The sequence below is a fragment of the Variovorax sp. PAMC28562 genome (assembly GCF_014303735.1).
Taxonomy (GTDB): domain Bacteria; phylum Pseudomonadota; class Gammaproteobacteria; order Burkholderiales; family Burkholderiaceae_C; genus Variovorax.
Map to the genome: position 1 here is coordinate 3,184,937 of NZ_CP060296.1, position 19,273 is coordinate 3,204,209.

Consider the following 19,273-nt stretch of genomic DNA (forward strand, 5'->3'; position numbering starts at 1 on the left):
TTGCAAGGCACCGAAGGCACCCAAGGAGCCCGCCGCCCTGCGCCTGCGAATGCTCAGGGCGTTGTCTTTGGTGCTGCCGATGCTGGATCGGGCGCAGCAGCCGCCACCGGTGCCGCATTCGGCGGTATCTGGTAGCTCCAGGTTTCACTGATCGCCTTGTCGCCCTGCAGCAGCGCCGCGCGCATCTCCACCGGCTGTACGGGGTTCTTCACCTTCACCCGCAATGTGAGCCGCCAGCCGTTGATCGCCGTGTTGCGCTGAAGCACGTTCTCCAGCAGCTCCGCGTTGTCACCGACACTGACCTGCGCCGTGACCACGGCATCGGCCGGCAGCTTCGACAGCCGCGGCCCTTCGAAGTCGATCAGCAACGCCGTGCTGCCATCGAGCTTGCGGATCAGGTTGGGCTGCATCAACTCGCCGGCCGTGTTGAATGTCTGCCGTACCCAGGCGTTGTCCTGGCCGTGCAGGGCAGCTTCGTCGGTGGTCCAGTGCATGCGGTAGGCGTACTGCATCGCCTGACCTTTTTTCGGTTGCACGTCGGGCGTCCAGAAGGCGACGATGTTGTCGTTGGTCTCGTCTGGCGTCGGGATCTCGACCAGCTCGACCTTGCCCTTGCCCCACTTGCCCTGCGGCTCTATCCACGCGCTCGGGCGCAGGTCGTAGCGGTCTTTCAGATCTTCGAAGCGCGAGAACTCGCGGCCACGCTGCAGCAGGCCGAAGCCCAGCGGGTTCTCGACCTGAAAGGTGCTGATCGACAGATTGCGCGGATTGTTGAGCGGCCGCCACAGCCATTCACCGCTGCCGGTGTGTATGGCCAGCCCGTTCGAATCGTGGATGGCAGGGCGAAAATTGCGCTTCTCGCTCTGCTGGTTCGGGCCATACAGGAACATGCTGGTCAACGGCGCGATGCCGAGCGTGTTGACGTCGCCGCGCATGAAAAGGTTGGCTTGCACGTCGAGCACCGCGTCTTTGCCGGGCGTCAGAATGAATTGGTAGGCGCCGGTCGCACGGGGCGAATCGAGTAGCGCATAGATGACCAGTTGCTTGTCTTGTGGATTGGGCCGCTGGATCCAGAACTCGCGAAAGTTGGGGAACTCTTCAGGCGCGGGCAACGCGGTATCGATCGCCAGTCCGCGGCTCGAGAGCCCATAGACCTGGCCCTTGCCGACCACCCTGAAATAACTGGCGCCGAGAAAGCTCATGATCTCGTCGTCTTTGCCGTCCTGATTGATCGGGTACATCACCCTGAAGCCGGCATAGCCGAGCTTGGCTGTCGCGTCCTTGTCGAACTTGAGGTCGCCGAAGTCGAAGCGGCTGGCGTCGTACTTGATCTCCTGCACTTCGCTGCCGACGATCTCGCTGATCTTGACCGGCGCGTTGAACTGCATGCCCTGGTGATAGAAGCTCAGCTTGAACGGCGTGCCCTTGTCGCGCCACTCGAACTTGTCGATCAGCGGCTGCATCTTCTGGTAGTCGGCGAACTGCATGTTGCTGAACACCGGCGGCAGGTTGCTGACTGGCGCCGCGTACGGCTTGTCCATCAAATCGCGCGCCCTGGCCGTCACGTCGTCCAGCGAAAACGCTTGCGCCTGGCCGGCGATCAGCACGCTCGACAAAGCCATCAGGCAAGACAGGACGAAGGAAACAGAAACGAAGCGGGCAAAAGGCTTTGCTCTTCGGAGTGCAGCAGTGGGCAACATCGGATAGATCCAGAAGGCGCGATGGAGGAGGCGCGATGGCGTCGGGCAGGGTCGCGTGGGATTGCGAGAGTCTCGCAAATTCGAGGCCAGCCATCGGTGATTGCGGGTGACTGCTGGCGGTACAAGTCTTTAGCTTAGCATCGCCCGATTGCCCAAAGAGACGCACCGGCACTGCGACACAAGTCTGAAAGCAGCTGCCGATCACAGAAGGTTATTCGATGAAGTTGTCGTTCAAGTTGTCCCCGAGTTTTTCTTTGTCGATGGCTCTGCTGGCCGGTCTCGCCAGCGCGCCGGCTTTCACCCAGACAGCGCCCGCCGCGGTGCCTGCCGTCTCCATGTCGGACAAGAGCGCGTTCATCGCCGACCTGCTCGGCAAGATGACACTCGATGAAAAGGTCGGGCAATTGCGCCTGATCAGCATCGGACCCGAAATGCCGATCGCGCAACTGGCCGACGAGATCGCTGCCGGCCGGATCGGCGGTACCTTCAACTCGGTCAACCGCCCGCACAACCGCCAGCTGCAAGACGCAGCGACCCAGCGCAGCCGGATGAAGATCCCGATGTTCTTCGCGTTCGACGTGATCCACGGTCACCGCACCACGTTTCCCATCGGGCTCGGGCTGGCGTCGAGTTGGGACATGGACGTGGTGACGTCGATGGCGCGTACGGCAGCCAAAGAAGCGAGCGCCGATGCGGCCGACATGACCTTCGCGCCGATGGTCGATATCTCTCGCGACCCGCGCTGGGGCCGCACGTCGGAAGGCTTTGGCGAAGACCCGTACCTTGTCTCGGAGATCGCCAAGACCGTGGTCCGGGGCTTCCAGGGCAAGCTGCCGATCGGCCCCAACAATGTGATGGCCGCGGTCAAGCATTTCGCGCTGTACGGTGCGGTCGAGGGCGGACGCGACTACAACACGGTCGACATGAGCCCGATGCGCATGTACCAGGACTACCTGCCGCCATATCGCGCCGCCATCGATGCGGGGGCGGGCGGCGTGATGGTGGCGCTCAACTCCATCAACGGCGTGCCGGCGACATCGAACACCTGGCTCATGCAGGACCTGTTGCGCAAGGACTGGGGCTTCAAGGGCGTCGCGGTAAGTGACCACGGCGCCATCGTCGAGCTGACCCGCCACGGCGTCGCCAAGGACGAGCGTGAGGCCGCCAAGCTCGCCATCAAGACGGGCATCGACATGAGCATGGCCGACTCGGTCTACCTGAAGGAACTGCCGGGCCTGGTGAAGTCGGGCGAAGTCAGCATGACGGAGATCGACAACGCGGTGCGCGAAGTGCTGGGCGCCAAGTACGACATGGGCCTCTTTCAGAACCCTTATGTGCGGATCGGCGTGGCCGCGGACGATCCACCGGACCTCAAAGCCGACAGCCGCCTGAGTCGGCCCGCGGCGCGCGATGCCGCGCGCAAATCCGTGGTGCTGCTGGAGAACCGCAACAACACCTTGCCGCTTTCGAAGACCGCCAAGGTCGCGCTGGTCGGTCCGCTGGCAGATGCACCGATCGACATGCTGGGCAGCTGGTCTGCGGCCGGCGATTACAAGGCTTCCGTGACGTTGCGAACCGGGCTTGTCAATGCGATTGGCAAGAACCTGATCTATGCACGCGGCGCCAACCTCACCAACGACGAAGAGATCGTCAAGTACCTCAATTACCTCAACTGGGATTCGCCCGAAGTGACGCAGGACAAGCGTGCGCCTGCCGCCATGATCGCCGAGGCCGTGAAGGCGGCGCGCCGGGCCGACGTGGTGGTGGTGGCGGTGGGCGAGTCGCGCGGCATGTCGCACGAATCATCGAGCCGCACGAGCCTCGATCTCCCGCAGAGCCAGCGTGCCCTGATCACCGCGATGAAGGCGACCGGCAAACCGATCGTGCTGGTGCTGATGAACGGCAGGCCGCTCGCGCTGCAACGCGAGCAGAAAGAGGCCGATGCCATTCTGGAGACCTGGTACACCGGCATCGAGGGCGGCAACGCCATTGCCGACGTGCTGTTCGGCGACTACAACCCGGCCGGCAAGCTGCCCATCAGCTTTCCGCGCTCGGTCGGCCAGATCCCGATCTACTACAACCATCCGCGCCTCGGCCGCCCGTTCACGCCGGGCAAGCCGGGTAACTACACCTCGCAGTATTTCGAGGAACCCAACGGCGCGCTCTATCCCTTTGGCTACGGCATCAGCTACACCGACTTCAACGTGTCCGATGTGACATTGTCGAGCGCGACGATGGCGCGCGGCGCCAAGGTGGAAGCAAGCGTGACGGTGAAGAACACCGGCCAGCGCGGAGGTGAAACCGTTGTGCAGCTGTACATCCGCGATGTCGCTGCGTCCGTCGTGCGGCCCGTGAAGGAACTCAAGGACTTTCGCAAGATCATGCTGAAACCGGGCGAAGAGAAGGTCGTCCGCTTCACTGTGGACGAAGAAAAACTCAAGTTCTTCAACGCCCAGCTGCAGCGCGTGGCAGAACCGGGTACGTTCACGGTCCAGATCGGCCTCGACTCGGAAGCCGTGAAGGAAAAGAACTTCGATCTGCAGTAGGGCGAGAGCAGACGCAGGTCGCAGGTCGCAGGTCGCACTTCGCAGGTCGCGGAACGCAACAGGAGATCGCACGTGAACGTTCCTGACATTCTCGACAAACTTTGGGCCGACGCCGGGCTGCCCGCCGAGGCGCTGGGCTGCGCGCGTCTCACGGGCACCGAGCCCGTATTCCCTTCGTCGTTCGCGGTCGGTGCCGCGGCACAAAGCACCATCGCCGCTGCGGCTCTCGCGGCCTGCGAACTCGGCCACTTGCGCGGCGCCCCGCGCCAGCAAGTAGCGGTCGACATGACTCACGCCGCGGTGGAATGCACCGGCTGGTTCAGCATCGACGATGTATCGCCCGACCCATGGGACGCGTTCTCCGGCTTGTATCGTTGTGCCGACGGGCACGTGCGCGTCCACGCCAACTTCGCGCACCATCGCGACGGCGCGCTGGCGCTGCTCGGCCTCGATCCGTCGAAGGCGCAGCGCGCCGATGCCGAACAAGCGCTGCGTGACTGGCGCGCGCTCGATTTCGAACAAGCCGCGGCCAAACGCGGCCTGGTCGTCGCGGCGCTGCGCAGCTTCGACGAATGGGACGCCACGCCGCATGCACAAGCGGTGGCAGGGCAGCCGCTTTTCACCATCGAGCGCATCGGTGACGACGCCGCATCCGACGACGCCACACCGCCGCTGGCATTGCCGCCGTTGCGCGAGGGCCAACGACCGCTCGGCGGCGTGCGCGTGCTCGACCTCACACGCGTGCTGGCCGGGCCGGTCGGCGGCAAGGCGCTGGCGGCCTACGGTGCGCAGGTGATGCTGGTCAATTCGCCGACCCTGCCCAACATCTCGGCCATCGCCGACACCAGCCGGGGCAAGCTGTCGGTGCATGCGGATCTGCGCACCGATGCGGGCCGCGCCGACTTGCAGCGAGTCATCGGCGGGGCGCATGTCTTCGTGCAGGGCTACCGTTCGGGCGGCCTTGCCGCGCTGGGTTTCGGGGCGGCCGATCTCGCCAACCTGCGACCCGGCATCGTCTGCGTCTCCTTGTCGGCTTACGGCACGCAAGGTCCGTGGGCCGGGCGCCGTGGTTTCGATTCGCTGCTGCAGACCGCCATGGGCTTCAACCATGCCGAGGGCGAGGCCGCTGGCGACGGCATGCCACGCCCGATGCCGATGCAGATCCTCGACGAAGCCACCGGCTACCTCATCGCTTTTGGTGCGGCGGCCGCGCTCTGGCGCCAGCAGCGCGAAGGCGGCAGCTGGCATGTGCAGGTGTCGCTTGCGCAGACTGCGCAGTGGCTGCGCTCGCTCGGCCGTGTCGCCGGCGGGCTTTCCGCGCCGCGGCCGGAGTTGGCGCCGTTTCTCGAGACGTCGGAATCGGGCTTCGGTCTGCTGCGGGCGGTACGGCACAGCGCGCAGCTTTCGCGCACGCCTGCCTTGTGGCGCAAGCCTTCGATGCCGCCGGGGAGCCATCCAGTACGCTGGATTTGAACGCCAGGGCCGGGCTCCCAGCGCTGGATCGCCGCGCGCTCGATTGGCCTTGTGCGGCGCACGCTCGGCTCACTCCGGCAGCAGCACGTCCTTTTGCATCTCGGCGGTCTGCCGCAAAAAATCCCACACGGCCCGCATGCGCGCCAGGTGCTTGGTCTCGGCCGGCATCGACATCCAGAAGCTGCGCGTGAACTGCGCTTGCGGCTGATCGGGCAGCACGCGGCGCAACGATTTGTCGCGTCCCGCGATAAAGGCGGGCAGCACCGCGATGCCGGCGCCGGCTGCGGTGGCTTCGTACTGCGCGAGCACGCTGGTGCTGCGCAGCGCGAAGGCATCGGGTTTGTACAACTCGTCCAGGTACTGCAACTCCTTGCTGAACAGCAGGTCGTCGACATAGCTGATGAAGGTGTGGCCGCGCAGGTCTTCGCGTGCCTTGATGGGCTGGTGTTTCGCCAGGTATTTCTTCGATGCGTAGAGCCGCAGCGTGTAGTCGGTGAGCTTGGTCACGAGCACCGGCCCACGCGCCGGACGTTCGAGCGAGATCACGATGTCGGCCTCGCGGCGCGACAGGTGCACCAGTCGCGGCATGGCCAGCAGGTCGATCAGCAACCTGGGGTGCCGGCCCGCGAAGAGCGCGAGCTGCGGCGCCAGCACGATGGTGCCGAAGCCTTCGGTCGCGCCGATGCGCACCACGCCCGACAGGCCCTCGTGCGAAGTGGGTGCGGCGCTCTCGACGGCCCGAAACGCACCTTCCATCGCCTCGACTTGCGGCTGCAACCGTCGACCTGCCTCAGTCAGCCGATGCCCATTGGCCTCCCGCGAGAAGAGCGGCGAGCCGACCTGCTTTTCAAGCGCCTGGATGCGGCGCGCGACGGTCGTGTGATCGACCTCCAGCCGGCGCGCGGCGCTCTGCAAGGTGCCCGAGCGCGCGAGTTCCAAGAAATACCGCAGGTTGTCCCAATCCATCTCTGCAATTATGCAGAGGTCGGGTGCGAATTTGTCTATTGCTATCGCAAATCTGCAAAGCTAGGATGACGGGCTGCGCAGGCACTGCGACAACCTATCAGGAGACAAATTCATGGACGCCAAAGTCAAACCCGCCACCACGGTCGCCACCGTCAAGCTGCTCATCGGCGGCAAGTTCATCGAGTCGAAAACCACTGAGTGGCGCGACGTCGTGAACCCGGCCACGCAAGAGGTGCTGGCCAAGGTACCGTTCGCGACGCCGGCCGAAGTCGATGCCGCGGTCGCCTCCGCCAAGGGCGCCTTCAAGACCTGGAAAAAGACCCCGATCGGCGCCCGCGCCCGCATCTTCCTGAGGTACCAGCAGCTCATCCGCGAGAACATGGCCGAGCTCGCCGCCATCCTTACGGCCGAACAGGGCAAGACCTTGCCGGATGCCGAAGGCGACGTGTTCCGCGGCCTCGAAGTGGTCGAGCACGCCTCCGCCATCGGCAACTTGCAGCTGGGAGAAATGGCCAACAACGTGGCCAATGGCGTCGACACCTACACGCTGCTGCAGCCGCTGGGCGTGTGTGCCGGCATCACGCCTTTCAACTTCCCCGCGATGATCCCTTTGTGGATGTTCCCGATGGCGATCGTCACCGGCAACACCTTCGTGCTGAAGCCGTCCGAGCAAGACCCGATGGTGACGATGCGCCTGTGCGAATTGGCGCTGCAGGCCGGCATTCCGCCCGGCGTGCTGAACGTCATCCATGGTGGCGAAGCCGTGGTCAACGCGATCTGCGATCACAAGGACATCAAGGCCATCAGCTTCGTCGGTTCGACCAAGGTCGGCACCCATGTCTACAACCGAGCCATCGCCACCGGCAAGCGCGCGCAATGCATGATGGGCGCGAAGAACCACGCCATCGTGATGCCCGACGCCAACAAGGATCAGACGCTCAACGCACTGGCCGGTGCCGGCTTCGGCGCCGCCGGCCAACGCTGCATGGCGGTGTCGGTGGCGGTGCTGGTGGGTGAAGCGCAGAAGTGGGTGCCCGACCTGATCGCGAAAGCCAACTCGCTGAAGATGGGCGGCGGCACCGAGAAGGGCGTCGACATCGGCCCATTGATTTCCTGTGCTGCGCACGACCGCGTCACCTACCTGATCGAACGCGGCATTGCCGACGGCGCCACGCTCGCGCTCGACGGCCGCAATCCGAAAGTGCCTGGCTACGAAAAGGGCAACTTCATCGGCCCGACTGTGTTCGCCGATGTGAAGCCCGGCATGGTGATCTATGAGCAGGAAGTCTTCGGCCCGGTTTTGTGTACGGTGAATGCCGCGAGCCTGGACGAGGCCATCGAACTGATCAACGCCAACCCGAACGGCAACGGCACCGCCATCTTCACCCAGTCGGGTGCGGCCGCGCGCAAGTTCCAGGAAGACATCGATGTCGGCCAGGTCGGCATCAACGTGCCGATTCCGGTGCCGGTGCCGATGTTCTCGTTCACCGGTTCCCGCGCTTCGAAGCTGGGTGACCTGGGCCCCTACGGCAAGCAGGTCATCATGTTCTACACGCAGACCAAGACGATTACTTCGCGCTGGTTCGACGACAGCACGGTGAGCCAGGGCGTCAACACCACGATCAGTCTCAAGTAACTGCTTCGGATGGACTTCGAACTCTCTGAAGAGCAGCGCGCCTTCGCGCAAACCGCGCGCGATTTCGCGCTGAGCGAATTCGCTCCGAACGCGGCGAAGTGGGACGCCGAGGCGATCTTCCCCAAAGAGGCGATCGCCAAGGCGGGCGAGCTCGGCTTCTGCGGCCTCTATGCGCCCGAAAGCATCGATGGTCTCGCGCTACCGCGGCTCGACGCCACGCTGGTGTTCGAAGAGATGGCGGCCATCGACCCGTCGACCACCGCTTTCATCACCATCCACAACATGGCGACCTGGATGCTCGGTACCTGGGGCGGCCCCGCGGTGCGCGAGCGGTGGGGCTCGGACCTGACGAGCGGGCGCAAGCTGGCGTCCTACTGCCTCACCGAGCCGGGCGCCGGGTCGGACGCGGGCTCGCTGAAGACGCGCGCCGAGTTGCAAGGCGGCGAGTACGTCATCAACGGCGGCAAGGCGTTTATTTCGGGTGCCGGCGCGACCGACGTGCTGGTGCTGATGGCGCGCACAGGTGGCGGTGGCGCGGGTGGCATCTCGGCCTTCGCGCTGCCGGCCGATGCGCCAGGCATCAGCTACGGCAAGAAGGAACACAAGATGGGCTGGAACAGCCAGCCCACGCGCGCGATCAGTTTCGACAATGTGCGTGTGCCTGCCGACCACTTGCTCGGCAGCGAAGGCGAGGGCTTTCGCATCGCGATGAAGGGGCTCGACGGTGGGCGCATCAACATTGCGACCTGCTCGGTCGGTGCTGCGCAGGGCGCCCTCGATGCGGCACGTCGCTACTTGCAAGACCGCCAGCAGTTCGGCAAGCCGCTCGCGAGCTTCCAGGCCTTGCAGTTCAAGCTGGCCGACATGGCGACCGAACTCGTGGCGGCGCGCCAGATGGTGCGGCTCGCAGCGAGCAAGCTCGATGCAGGCCATGCCGACGCCAGCACCTATTGCGCGATGGCAAAGCGCTTTGCCACCGATGCGGGCTTCAATGTCTGCAACGACGCGCTGCAACTGCATGGCGGCTACGGTTACCTGAGCGAATTCCCACTGGAGAGATTGGTGCGCGACACGCGCGTGCATCAGATACTCGAAGGCACCAACGAAATCATGCGCGTGATCGTCGCGCGCAAATTGCTGGACAACGAGAGTGATATCCGATGAGCGATGACGTGGTTCTTTTCGACGATATCGACACTGCCGGCGGTCAACGCTTCGGCGTCGCGACACTCAATGCGCCGGCTTCCCTCAATTCGCTCTCGGTGGCGATGGTGCGCCTGCTCACGCCCAAGCTGCGCGCGTGGGCTGCAGACAAAGAGATCGTTGGCGTGCTGCTGCAGGCCAGCGGCGACAAGGCCTTTTGCGCCGGCGGCGATTTGCGGCAGCTTTACCAGACGCTGCTCGAATGCGGCCCCGAGCGCAACGAATACGCCGAGCGCTTCTTCGGCGAAGAGTACGAGCTCGACTACCTGATCCACACCTTTCCGAAGCCCTTTCTCTGCTGGGGCCAAGGCATCGTGATGGGCGGCGGCATCGGCCTCATGGCAGGCGCGTCGCACCGCGTCGTCACCGAGCACAGCCGGCTTGCGATGCCCGAGATCAACATCGGCCTGTATCCCGATGTGGGCGGCAGCTGGTTCTTGCGCCGCATGCCGGGGCGAGTGGGTCTGTTCCTGGCATTGACAGCAGCCAACCTGAACGCATCCGACGCGATTTTCTGCGGGCTTGCCGATGTACTCATTCCACACGAGCGCAAGCAACACGTGCTCGATGCGATCGCTGCCGGCACCTGGATGGGTGATGCGCAAGCGGACCGTGCCGCGCTGTCGAACATCCTGGCCGACGCGGCCAATACCGAGGGCGCCCCGGCAGCACCGCACTCCAAAGTTCGCGAGCATTTCGACACCATCAACGCGTTGATGTTCGGCGACGATCTGCATGAAATTGCGGAGCGCCTGCGTACGTTGCAAAGCGACGACTCGTGGATGCAAACGGCATCCAAGACTTTCAGCAAAGGTGCGCCGAGCTCGGCCGCATTGAGCTTCGCGTTGTGGCAGCGCGTGCACCGCATGTCGTTGGCGGAAGTGTTCCGACTCGAATACCTGGCGTCGCTGGGCTTTTGCGCTCACAAGGATTTCGCGGAAGGCATTCGCGCGTTGCTGATCGAGAAAGACCGCAATCCGAAGTGGAATCCCGCGACCCTTGAAGAGATCACGCCCGCCTTCATAGAAGACCACTTGCGACCGCGTGGCGACATGGCACCCGAACTCGTCGGGCTGACCTGAACCGCACTGCACATTCAACGAGATCACGGAGACAAGCATCATGAAAATCGCATTCATCGGCCTCGGCAACATGGGCGGCCCCATGGCCTTGAACCTGCACAAGGCTGGCCACACGCTCAGCGCATTCGACCTCTCGGCTGACGCTTGCAAGAAGTTCGCGGCCGAAGGCCTGCCGATTGCAAAATCTGCAGCAGCAACTGTCGACGGCGCCGAAGTCGTCATCAGCATGCTGCCTGCCAGCGCGCATGTCGACGGGCTCTACTTCGGCAGCGGCGATCAGGCAGGGCTGCTTGAAAAGATACCGGCGGGCACGCTGGTCATCGACAGCAGCACCATCGCGGCAGCCACTTCGCGCAAGGTCGCTGAAGCGGCTGCGAAACGCGGCATCGCCGTCATCGATGCGCCGGTGTCGGGCGGCACGGGTGGCGCCATTGCGGGCACGTTGACCTTCATGGTCGGCGGTGTCGAAGCCGACCTCGAGCGAGCGCGGCCGGTTCTCGAAAAGATGGGCGCCAACATCTTTTACGCGGGTGGCGCAGGTGCCGGCCAGACTGCCAAGATATGCAACAACATGCTGCTCGGCATCCTGATGATCGGCACCTCCGAGGCGCTGGCGCTCGGTGTCGCCAACGGGCTCGATCCCAAGGTGCTGTCGGAAATCATGCGGCGCAGTTCGGGCGGTAACTGGGCACTCGAAAAGTACAACCCGATGCCCGGCGTCATGGAGACATCGCCCGCGTCGAAGAACTATGCGGGTGGCTTCGGCACCGATCTGATGTTGAAAGACCTGGGGCTTTCGCAAGAAAACGCAGCGGCAGTTCGTGCATCCACGCCGCTCGGTGGATTGGCCCGCAACCTGTATGCGGCGCACAGCCTGGCAGGTCACGGGGCGCAAGATTTTTCGAGCGTCATCAAACTGCTGCAGACGAAGGCCGCTTAATGTTTTTTAGCGGCCTTCTTCGTCTTCGAAGCGGTTGCGGGCTTCTTGGCTGTTTTCGCGGACTCTTCGAAATCCTTGCTCGAGGGCGCTCCGCTTTCTCCCGCCTTGCGCACTTGCTCGCCGCTGCCGTGCTTGATGCGTTCCTGCTTCGCATGGATGTTCGCGTACAGGCCCTTTTTCTTCTTGGTCATGGTTATCCTTTTGATTGATCGTCTGTGGCGGACGGTGATCAAAATTACGTTCCCGTTCGAAATGCGATGCGCAGCCAGCCGCCGCGCGCTTTCGTAGGACGCATGGCCGATGGAGCCGGCTCTGCGGTTCGTAGAACGGAGGAGTGCGGGGCATGGACTCTTCAGTGAAGATCGTGCACCAACAACATCGGGAGATTCCCATGCAATCCATTCGCCGGTCGATGATGCCCGCCCTCATGACGATCGCTGCAGCAACTTCGCTCGGGGCGGTGCAAGTGGCCTTCGCAGCAGATGCGTGGCCGAGCAAACCAATCAGGCTCGTGGTGCCGTTCTCCGCCGGCGGCGCGAATGACCTGATGGCGCGGGCCGCGGCCGAAGGTGCATCGAAGGCACTCGGCCAGCCGATCATCGTCGACAACAAACCCGGCGCCGGTACGACCCTGGGTGCCGATGTCGTCGCCAAGAGTGCGCCCGACGGCTACACGTTTCTGGTGAGCGCCGCGGGCGTGATCTCCAACGGCATGATCAAGAAGACGATGCCGTACAAGGACGAGGCGCTGGTGCCGGTCGCGATGATCGGGCTCGCGCCTTCGGTGATCGTGGTGCCGGCCGACGCGCCCTACGACAACCTGAAGGACTTCATCGCCGCATCCAGGAAGACACCCAACGGCTTTCATTGGTCGACGGCCGGCACCGGCAGCACGCCGCACTTTGTCGAAGGACTGCTCGAAACCAAGTACGGCGCCAAGCTCGATGTCGTGCCGTACAAGAGCGGCTCGGAGTCGATCACCGCGGTGCTGGGCAGCCAGGTCGAGGCCACGTCGGAAGCCAGCATCGTGGTGCTGCCCTATCTGAAGAGCGGCAAGCTCAAGGCACTGGCCGATACCTGGACGCAGCGCATCTCTGCCTACCCCGACCTGAAGACAGCCACCGAGCAGGGCTTCCCGGACATCAAGATTGCGCATTGGGCGGGCGTCCACGCACCGCGCGGCACGCCCGACGCCATCCTCGACAAGATGGCCGCAGCGGTCGACACGGCGATGAAAAACGCCACCGCCGTGGAGCGCCTGAAGGGCATGGGCATCGAGCCCATCGGCGGCACACGTGCCTCGTTCGTCAAGTTCGTTTCCGAGGAACGGGCGCGACTGGGCAGCGTCGTCAAGGCGACCGGCATGAAGGAAGACTGAATGTCAACGGCGCGTTTAACCCTACGGTTTAACGCGCCTATTGTTTCCATACCGCGAACACCGAGGTTCTTTTCTTGAGGGTTTTTACTTAGTCATTCAGTTCAAAATTCAGTCCATCAGATCGGCACACCAGCCGGCCTGGGTGAACAGGGCCCCGAGCGAGGAGGCCGCCTTCAACGAGGCGGGTACTCATTCAAGACCGGTTCGAAATCATCCAAAAACGTATTTGAAGGAAACTGAAATGACTGTCTCGAAACTCCTCTCCGCCATTGCACTCGCCGTGATCGCCGCTTCGGGCGCTGCCCACGCTGAAACGTACCAAGGCGTGGCTGCCGTGAGCTCGCAGCAAAGCCGCGAAGCCGTCAACGGCCAGGCCGTCGTCGCTGCACGCAGCGGGAACATCTACGGCGACGCAGCTGGCGAAGGCGTGATCCAGTTGTCGGGCCGCTCTACCGACCGTGCTGGCGTTCGTGCCGAAGCTGTCGAAACCGCTCAATCGGCCAACCAGAATCTGGACCGCAAAGCCTTCGTGAACAGCGTCGTGCCTTCGCAGTACAAGATCCAGCGCACCAACACGCGCCAAGCTGGTCTGTAAAAGGCCAAGGCGCCACGGCGCCTGCAGCGCAACCTGAATTAGCGGCCCCTTCGGGCCGCTATTTTTTTGCCTTACGCCGACTCACCCCGGGTTGCGCAGAAAGCAATCGGCCGAATGGTCGTTGACCACGCCGGTTGCCTGCAGCCACGCGTAGACGATGACCGGCCCGACGAATTTGAAGCCGCGCTTCTTCAGCACCACGGACATCTGCTCCGACAACTCACTCTTGACCAGCCGCTCTGGCCCCGCATTGCGAATCGGCTCGCCGCCAGCCATTCCCCAGACGAATTCCGAAAAGTCCTCACCCGCCGCCTGCATCGCCAGATAGGCCTTCGCGCCGCCGATGGTCGCCAGAATCTTGGCTCTCGAGCGCACTATGCCGGCGTCCTGCATCAGCCGCTCGACGTCAGCTTCGTCGAAGCGCGCGACTTTCTCGGGATCGAAGTTCTTGAAGGCCTTCCGGAAGGCATCGCGCTTGCGAAGAATGGTCAGCCATGAGAGCCCCGCCTGGAAGCCGTCGAGCATCAGCTTTTCCCACAGCGCGCGGCTGTCGTGCTCGGGCACGCCCCATTCGGCGTCGTGGTACGACTGCAGCAGAGGGTTGGATTCCGCCCAGTCGCAGCGATGTTGCGCGTGCGCCTTTGCGGCGTCTGCGTGCGCAGCGCTCAAGGCCGGCCCTGCGCGTGGAGCACCGCCTTGAGCCGACGCACCTCGTGCTGCAGGTCCAGGATCAACGCCGCGGCATCGAGCCCGACGCCAAAATCGCGCTCCAGCCGCCGTGCTTCCAGTGCGTGCTGCAGCGCAGCGCTATGAAAGCGCCAGTCGTCGGTGCGCGCCGGCACGGGCGCTTCGACCTCGACGATGCCGACTTCCACCAGCTGGACGACCCAGTCGATCTCGGCGCCGACCGCGTGCGCCAACTCGCTCGCCGCGAGCGGCCGGGCGCCGCTGATCGCGCTTGAAGACGTGGTGACAGTGTGTGTAGTGATGGTGTAGCTGGCCATGCTCAGTCTCCCGAAATGCCGAGGTGGCGACGTGGATCGAAAGGCGCTGCTTTCGCGAGTTGCTCGTAGGCCTGGCGCGCCGCGTCGGTGTCGGCGGGCGGCAGGGCTATCTCGAGCAGCAGGTAGAGATTGCCCCGCGGCTTGCCCGGCAGGCCGCGCTCTTTGAGCCGCAGCTTGAGCCCGCTGCGCGCATTGCGCGGCACGGTCACTTCGACCACGCCGCCACCCGGCGTCGGCACCTTCACCTGCGCGCCCAGCGCCGCTTCGGTCGGCGTCACAGGCAGCGTCATGTAGAGATCGCGCTCTTCGATGCGATAGAGCTTGTGTGGCGCGATGCGCACTTCGAGGTACAGGTCGCCGGCCGGCTCGCCGCCCTGGCCGGGCATGCCATGGCCCGTCAGCCGGATGAACTGGCCGGGATGCACGCCGGCCGGAATCTTCACGCTCAGTGTGCGATTGACGAAGGCCGGCTGCCCCTGCGCATCGGTGTCGAGCGCGCGCAGGGTGATCTCGCGCTCGGCACCGTTGATCGCGTCCTCGAGCGAAATCTCGATGGCCGCGTGATGGTCTTCGCCTTTGGCGCGGTGGTTGCGGCGCTCGGCACCGCGGCGTTCCGAGGCACCGAACATGGAAGAGAAGAATTCGCTGAAATCGGCATGATCGGCCGGACCCTGATGCGGCCCGCGATGGAATTCGAAGCCTTCGTCCCACCCAGGCGGCGGCTGGAAGTCACCGCCTGCACCTGGGCCGCCAGGACCACCGGCACGGCCACCCATGCCTTCACCACGCGCTACACGTGCCGCCAGCGCATCGTAGGCGGCGCGCTTTTCCTTGTCGCGCAGCACGTCGTTGGCCTCGTTGATGTCGCGCATCTTCGTCTCGGCATCGGCTTCCTTGCTGACGTCGGGGTGGTACTTGCGTGCCAGCTTGCGATAGGCCTTGCGCACCTCGTCTTCCGACGCGGTCGACGCGAGGCCGAGTGCTTTGTAGTAGTCCTTGAATTCCATGAAGTGTTCTTGTGTGCCGCTGAACGCCGAAAAGAAACGTCTAGGCTATGGCGCCGCCGCCGTCGACGTTTTGCGCTAGCGCATACGCCGTCCATTTACCGCCCGTTCGCTCGAACTTCAACGGTTGCGCGTTGCCGAGCACATCGGGTCCGATCGGTACGCCGAGCAGCGCGGCAAGCACATACAACGTGCCGCCATGCGCCACCACCAGCACGGGCGCCGGCTCGGCCAGCGCGGCTGCCAGCGCACCGCGCTTGCGCTCGACGAAGCTCGCCAGCGTTTCGCCGTTCTCAGGGGCGCAGGCCCAGTCGATGTTGGCCGACGAGGTGCCGATCAGGTCGCCGAAGTGCCGCTCGCGCAGGTCTTCGCTCTCGAGCGGTACCAGCTTGAGCGTGGCGCCCACGGCTTTCGCGGTGGTCAGCGCACGGTTCGCGTCACTCGCCACCAACGTGCGGATCGGCTCGCCCGCAAGCACTGCGGCCGCTCGTGCCGCTTGCTGCAATCCGAGTTCGCTCAAGGGTTCGTCGACCGCCTGAAAAATGCGCAGCGCGTTGCGACCTGTCTGACCGTGGCGCAGAAAGTAGAAGTGATCGCAGGCCGGCGTCAGCGGCTCCGCGGCAGCGAGGCGAACGAGTTCTTCGTAGCCTGCGGGATGCTGAACCGTGAAATGAGGAGGCGTCGAAGGTGTGGTCATTCAATACACAAGCTGCAGCGGCCGCCCCTGGCGCTGTGCCTGGACGTCCGCCGGATGGAAGGGCAATGGCAGCCATTGTTTGGCAGCGAACATCGGCAGCTGATCGTACGCGCGTGGCGATGCCGGGTCGCTGCTCTGGCCATACGTCAGCAGGCCGTGCGCAACCGGGCCGCGCTCATCGAAAGTCACGACCTGCAGGTAGCCGGTGCCGGAGTTGACGTTGTAGCCCTTGAGGTCGATCACTGTCTGACCTTGCGTGCTGAGCTTGTTGAGCACGCCTTCGAATTCTTCGCCGCCGTGCAGGCCGATTTTCTCGCCACGCACCAAGCGGGATTGCGGATTGCCCAGGGGTGTGTCGAGCGCGAAACCCGCGACTCGCAGCGTGTTCGCAGCTTCGGCCAGCGCCTTGAATACGGCTGCGCGAATGGCAGGCGTCGCCATGTCGAGCCCTGCCGGCGTAGTCACGGGCTGGGCCGGGTCGAACGCCACGCGCCAGATGCCGGGCATGTCTTTGGCGGCGCGCCAGAACTCGCGGAACAGCGGCGCACCGCGAGACGCGGCGTTGCTGGTGCGGTCCCACGCAGTGAGTACACGGCAGCCGGCAGCCTGATCCGCCGTCAATGTCGAGGCGCTTTCGGCGCACGCCGCCGCGAGGTCGTTCATCACCAGCATGCCGGCGAGGTTCTTGTCGCGAAAGATCACGCTGCGCAAGTCTGCCGCGCTCATCCGGTTGCCGGGAAGGCCATCTGTACCGGCAAGCCGACCGCGGATTTCCATGATGCCGCTGCGCGTGCGCAAGCGTTGCGGCTTGCCGATCAAGCCGACCAAAGGAGACACACCGGGCATCGGCGCGATGTCCGGGTTGCTCAGCCAGAAACTGTCGTTGCTGTTCTGCACATAGTCGGGCGTGATGACGACCGGCATGCGCGCCGGCGCGATCAGGCCGGGCGACGCCGCTGTGCTGTCGCGGTTCCAGGCACAAGCGCTGCGCGACCCGTCGAGCACCGGCAGATTGGCCGCGTTGAGCAGCGCGGCCGCGGCGGGCGAGGGCGTGCAGGTCGTCAACATATCGGCCGACACATCGGGCACCACCGACAGATCGGCATACATCGCGTTGCCGTCACGGTCCGCCGCGATGGCGTTGATCCACGGCATGCCCTGGTTGCCCATCGCAGCACGCAGCTCGCTCACATTGCGCGCCTGGCCCATGCGGATCCAGCTGTCGGCCGATCGTGTGTTCAACGTGTTGGCGTCGCGCAGTGCATAGGCGCGTTGCGCCGTCCAGCCGAGGCCGGCGCGCGGCAGCGAGATCACCGGACCCCAATCGGTCGAATAAAAGGTGTGCTGCAGCGGCGCGCCACCGTCACCTGTTCCCCCGCTGCCGGACGGCAGGGTGACGGTGCGCACCGCCATGCGCTTGGGCTCGCCGTCCACCCAGTAGACAGTTGGGTCGGCCGGGTCGAGCTTCAGTTCGTAGAGCGTGAAGCGCTTGCCGGTCGACACGGTGTGCGTCCAGGCGACATCCTTGTTGAAGCCGATCGACACGATGGGGCTCAGCGCACCGGCTGCGCCCATCACGTCGAGCTGGCCGGGAATGGTCTGGTGAACCTGCCAGAAGCGGTTGATACCAACCCACGGAAAGTGCGGGTTGCCAAGCAACAGGCCCTTACCGTCGGGCGTCGCGTTGCGGCCGAAGGCCCAGCCGTTCGAGCCGAGTTCGCCGCCTTGCGGGTTGGCGTTGAAGCTATAGCGCGCGATCTCGGCGATCGACGCTTCAGGGACGACTGCTGCAGCGGTTTTGACTACCGGAGGCACCGCCGCCAGCACCGCACCCGCCAGTGCGCCGATGCCGCCTTGCACCATCGACAACTCGGTCGATCGCGCGAGGTCGCTCGTGGTCATCGGGCGCACCCACGCCTTGCCGCGACAGGGTTCGGGCAAGCCGGCCATTCCCGTGTCTTGCAGGTAGCGGTTGTAGCCGGCCACATAGCCGCGCATCAGCGCCTGCGCATCGGGACTGGCAGTGGCAGCGGCCCGCGCCAACGCGGCGTCGTCCATGTGAGAGCGCACGAAAAAATCGATGCGCGCGTTGGGCATCTTGACAAAGCCGAAGTCCCCGGCGGTCTGGGCGCCGAGGAATTGCGAGCGGTCGCCACGAAGCGTGAGCAGGTGCTCGGCCGTTTGGCACACGTTGTCTTGCGCATGCGCATAGGCGGTGCCGTAGCCGAGGCCTTCCCAGTCAGGCGCCGTGATGTGCGCGATGCCGAAGGTGGTTCGCTCGATGGTCACGCTTCGCGCCTTGGCCGACAACGCAGAGCCACTGGCAGCAAACAGGGCGCCCGCGGCCATCGACACGAGAGCCGGGGAGAGCCGGAAACGAGCGGGCATCCTGAACGATCAGGCTAGAACTTCGGAATGCGCAAGGTCTTGCTGATCATCAACGTGCCCGACAGGCCGAACAGCAGCGTGAGCGGGTGCAAGGCCCACGGGCCAACCAGCCAAACGCCGCCCCATATCGCCTCGCCGATGCGGCCTTGCCAGGCGGCGAGCGCGAGCACGCCGACCAGCGCAACGCTGGTTGGAATGGGCGTGCCCTCGAAAAACTTGACCTTGTCGGCGCCTTCGGAAAGCGCCTCGGCGGTGACGTTGTAGCGCGCCAGTCGGCTCACCCCGCAGCACACGAAATAGATCAGCAACAGGCAGTCCCAACCTCCCTTGAGCCCGGCGGCAAACGCCAGCGCGGCGGGTGCGACGCCAAAGGAAATGATGTCGGCGAGCGAGTCGAGCTCGCGGCCGAGCGCCGAGTGCGTCTGGCGCCAGCGCGCTATGCGGCCGTCGAATACGTCGAAGATAAAAGCAGCCGGTGCCAGTGCGCCGGCCCACAAAAAATGATCGATCGACTGGCTCGCCACGAAAGCCATCGTCAGGAACACAGCGCCCACGCCGCACGCCGCATTGCCTAGCGTGAACATGTCGGCCAGATGGAAGCCGCGGATCATCGAGAAGTGCTTGCGCGCTGGCGGTGCGTTGGAGGGCGTAGACATGCAGG

17 protein-coding genes are annotated in these 19,273 nt (G+C 64.5%); 8 read left to right on the plus strand and 9 right to left on the minus strand.

Annotated features, from left to right (window positions below; genetic code table 11):
- Positions 1–53 precede the first annotated feature (53 nt).
- Positions 54–1,622, minus strand: coding sequence for a glucan biosynthesis protein G (locus H7F36_RS15020; RefSeq protein WP_187051580.1), 1,569 nt, complete (start codon positions 1,620–1,622; stop codon positions 54–56).
- Between the two features lie 296 nt (positions 1,623–1,918).
- Between H7F36_RS15020 and bglX the strand changes: the two genes are divergently transcribed.
- Positions 1,919–4,246 (plus strand): beta-glucosidase BglX, encoded by a 2,328-nt coding sequence (gene bglX, locus H7F36_RS15025; RefSeq protein ID WP_187051581.1) that lies wholly within the window; start codon positions 1,919–1,921, stop codon positions 4,244–4,246.
- 72 nt (positions 4,247–4,318) lie between these two features.
- Complete coding sequence (locus H7F36_RS15030; protein WP_187051582.1) at positions 4,319–5,719, plus strand: CoA transferase; 1,401 nt, start codon at positions 4,319–4,321, stop codon at positions 5,717–5,719.
- 69 nt (positions 5,720–5,788) lie between these two features.
- Here the strand turns inward: H7F36_RS15030 and H7F36_RS15035 are convergent, their stop codons facing one another.
- The gene (locus H7F36_RS15035; RefSeq protein WP_187051583.1) at positions 5,789–6,685 is read right to left on the minus strand and encodes a LysR family transcriptional regulator; all 897 of its coding nucleotides are present in this window, start codon (positions 6,683–6,685) and stop codon (positions 5,789–5,791) included.
- A gap of 112 nt (positions 6,686–6,797) precedes the next feature.
- Between H7F36_RS15035 and H7F36_RS15040 the strand changes: the two genes are divergently transcribed.
- From H7F36_RS15040 to mmsB, 4 genes are read left to right on the plus strand one after another with little or no spacing between them, the layout of a single operon-like run.
- Entirely contained in the window at positions 6,798–8,321 is a 1,524-nt protein-coding gene (locus H7F36_RS15040; protein WP_187051584.1) for a CoA-acylating methylmalonate-semialdehyde dehydrogenase, read from the plus strand.
- A gap of 9 nt (positions 8,322–8,330) precedes the next feature.
- Positions 8,331–9,485, plus strand: coding sequence for an acyl-CoA dehydrogenase family protein (locus tag H7F36_RS15045; protein ID WP_187051585.1), 1,155 nt, complete (start codon positions 8,331–8,333; stop codon positions 9,483–9,485).
- The gene (locus H7F36_RS15050; protein WP_187051586.1) at positions 9,482–10,606 is read left to right on the plus strand and encodes an enoyl-CoA hydratase/isomerase family protein; all 1,125 of its coding nucleotides are present in this window, start codon (positions 9,482–9,484) and stop codon (positions 10,604–10,606) included. Before H7F36_RS15045 ends, H7F36_RS15050 begins: the two co-directional genes overlap by 4 nt.
- Before the next feature lie 40 nt (positions 10,607–10,646).
- Positions 10,647–11,546, plus strand: coding sequence for a 3-hydroxyisobutyrate dehydrogenase (gene mmsB, locus H7F36_RS15055; RefSeq protein WP_187051587.1), 900 nt, complete (start codon positions 10,647–10,649; stop codon positions 11,544–11,546).
- Here the strand turns inward: mmsB and H7F36_RS15060 are convergent.
- Complete coding sequence (locus H7F36_RS15060) at positions 11,543–11,737, minus strand: hypothetical protein (RefSeq protein ID WP_187051588.1); 195 nt, start codon at positions 11,735–11,737, stop codon at positions 11,543–11,545. The genes mmsB and H7F36_RS15060 overlap by 4 nt on opposite strands.
- Positions 11,738–11,961: 224 nt before the next feature.
- Here H7F36_RS15060 and H7F36_RS15065 point away from each other — a divergent pair, with 224 nt between their 5' ends.
- Entirely contained in the window at positions 11,962–12,924 is a 963-nt protein-coding gene (locus H7F36_RS15065; RefSeq protein ID WP_410003089.1) for a Bug family tripartite tricarboxylate transporter substrate binding protein, read from the plus strand.
- Between the two features lie 241 nt (positions 12,925–13,165).
- Complete coding sequence (locus H7F36_RS15070) at positions 13,166–13,519, plus strand: alpha/beta hydrolase (protein ID WP_187051590.1); 354 nt, start codon at positions 13,166–13,168, stop codon at positions 13,517–13,519.
- Positions 13,520–13,600: 81 nt separating this feature from the next.
- Here the strand turns inward: H7F36_RS15070 and H7F36_RS15075 are convergent, their stop codons facing one another.
- The 6 genes from H7F36_RS15075 to H7F36_RS15100 are packed head-to-tail and all read right to left on the minus strand — an operon-like array spanning position 13,601 to position 19,268.
- Positions 13,601–14,188, minus strand: a complete 588-nt coding sequence (locus tag H7F36_RS15075) for a DNA-3-methyladenine glycosylase I (protein ID WP_187051591.1) — start codon at positions 14,186–14,188, stop codon at positions 13,601–13,603.
- Positions 14,185–14,523, minus strand: a complete 339-nt coding sequence (locus tag H7F36_RS15080; protein WP_187051592.1) for a chaperone modulator CbpM — start codon at positions 14,521–14,523, stop codon at positions 14,185–14,187. Before H7F36_RS15080 ends, H7F36_RS15075 begins: the two co-directional genes overlap by 4 nt.
- A 2-nt stretch (positions 14,524–14,525) precedes the next feature.
- Entirely contained in the window at positions 14,526–15,530 is a 1,005-nt protein-coding gene (locus tag H7F36_RS15085) for a DnaJ C-terminal domain-containing protein (protein WP_187051593.1), read from the minus strand.
- Positions 15,531–15,570: 40 nt separating this feature from the next.
- Positions 15,571–16,224 (minus strand): histidine phosphatase family protein, encoded by a 654-nt coding sequence (locus tag H7F36_RS15090; RefSeq protein WP_187051594.1) that lies wholly within the window; start codon positions 16,222–16,224, stop codon positions 15,571–15,573.
- Positions 16,225–18,612 carry a penicillin acylase family protein gene (locus tag H7F36_RS15095; RefSeq protein WP_187051595.1) on the minus strand — a complete coding sequence of 796 codons (2,388 nt, stop codon included), beginning with the start codon at positions 18,610–18,612 and terminating at the stop codon, positions 16,225–16,227.
- Positions 18,613–18,626: 14 nt separating this feature from the next.
- Positions 18,627–19,268 carry a CDP-alcohol phosphatidyltransferase family protein gene (locus tag H7F36_RS15100; RefSeq protein WP_187051596.1) on the minus strand — a complete coding sequence of 214 codons (642 nt, stop codon included), beginning with the start codon at positions 19,266–19,268 and terminating at the stop codon, positions 18,627–18,629.
- Positions 19,269–19,273 lie beyond the last annotated feature (5 nt).

Bases quoted from the DNA above. Each gene is read 5' to 3' on its own strand.
- mmsB (WP_187051587.1), top strand. From the start codon at position 10,647: ATGAAAATCGCATTCATCGGCCTCGGCAACATGGGCGGCCCCATGGCC.
- H7F36_RS15020 (WP_187051580.1), bottom strand. From the start codon at position 1,622: ATGGCTTTGTCGAGCGTGCTGATCGCCGGCCAGGCGCAAGCGTTTTCG.
- H7F36_RS15035 (WP_187051583.1), bottom strand. From the start codon at position 6,685: ATGGATTGGGACAACCTGCGGTATTTCTTGGAACTCGCGCGCTCGGGC.
- H7F36_RS15080 (WP_187051592.1), bottom strand. From the start codon at position 14,523: ATGGCCAGCTACACCATCACTACACACACTGTCACCACGTCTTCAAGC.
- H7F36_RS15065 (WP_410003089.1), top strand. From the start codon at position 11,962: ATGCCCGCCCTCATGACGATCGCTGCAGCAACTTCGCTCGGGGCGGTG.
- H7F36_RS15070 (WP_187051590.1), top strand. From the start codon at position 13,166: ATGACTGTCTCGAAACTCCTCTCCGCCATTGCACTCGCCGTGATCGCC.
- H7F36_RS15060 (WP_187051588.1), bottom strand. From the start codon at position 11,737: ATGACCAAGAAGAAAAAGGGCCTGTACGCGAACATCCATGCGAAGCAG.
- H7F36_RS15050 (WP_187051586.1), top strand. From the start codon at position 9,482: ATGAGCGATGACGTGGTTCTTTTCGACGATATCGACACTGCCGGCGGT.
- H7F36_RS15090 (WP_187051594.1), bottom strand. From the start codon at position 16,224: ATGACCACACCTTCGACGCCTCCTCATTTCACGGTTCAGCATCCCGCA.
- H7F36_RS15085 (WP_187051593.1), bottom strand. From the start codon at position 15,530: ATGGAATTCAAGGACTACTACAAAGCACTCGGCCTCGCGTCGACCGCG.
- H7F36_RS15100 (WP_187051596.1), bottom strand. From the start codon at position 19,268: ATGTCTACGCCCTCCAACGCACCGCCAGCGCGCAAGCACTTCTCGATG.
- H7F36_RS15040 (WP_187051584.1), top strand. From the start codon at position 6,798: ATGGACGCCAAAGTCAAACCCGCCACCACGGTCGCCACCGTCAAGCTG.
- bglX (WP_187051581.1), top strand. From the start codon at position 1,919: ATGAAGTTGTCGTTCAAGTTGTCCCCGAGTTTTTCTTTGTCGATGGCT.
- H7F36_RS15045 (WP_187051585.1), top strand. From the start codon at position 8,331: ATGGACTTCGAACTCTCTGAAGAGCAGCGCGCCTTCGCGCAAACCGCG.
- H7F36_RS15095 (WP_187051595.1), bottom strand. From the start codon at position 18,612: ATGCCCGCTCGTTTCCGGCTCTCCCCGGCTCTCGTGTCGATGGCCGCG.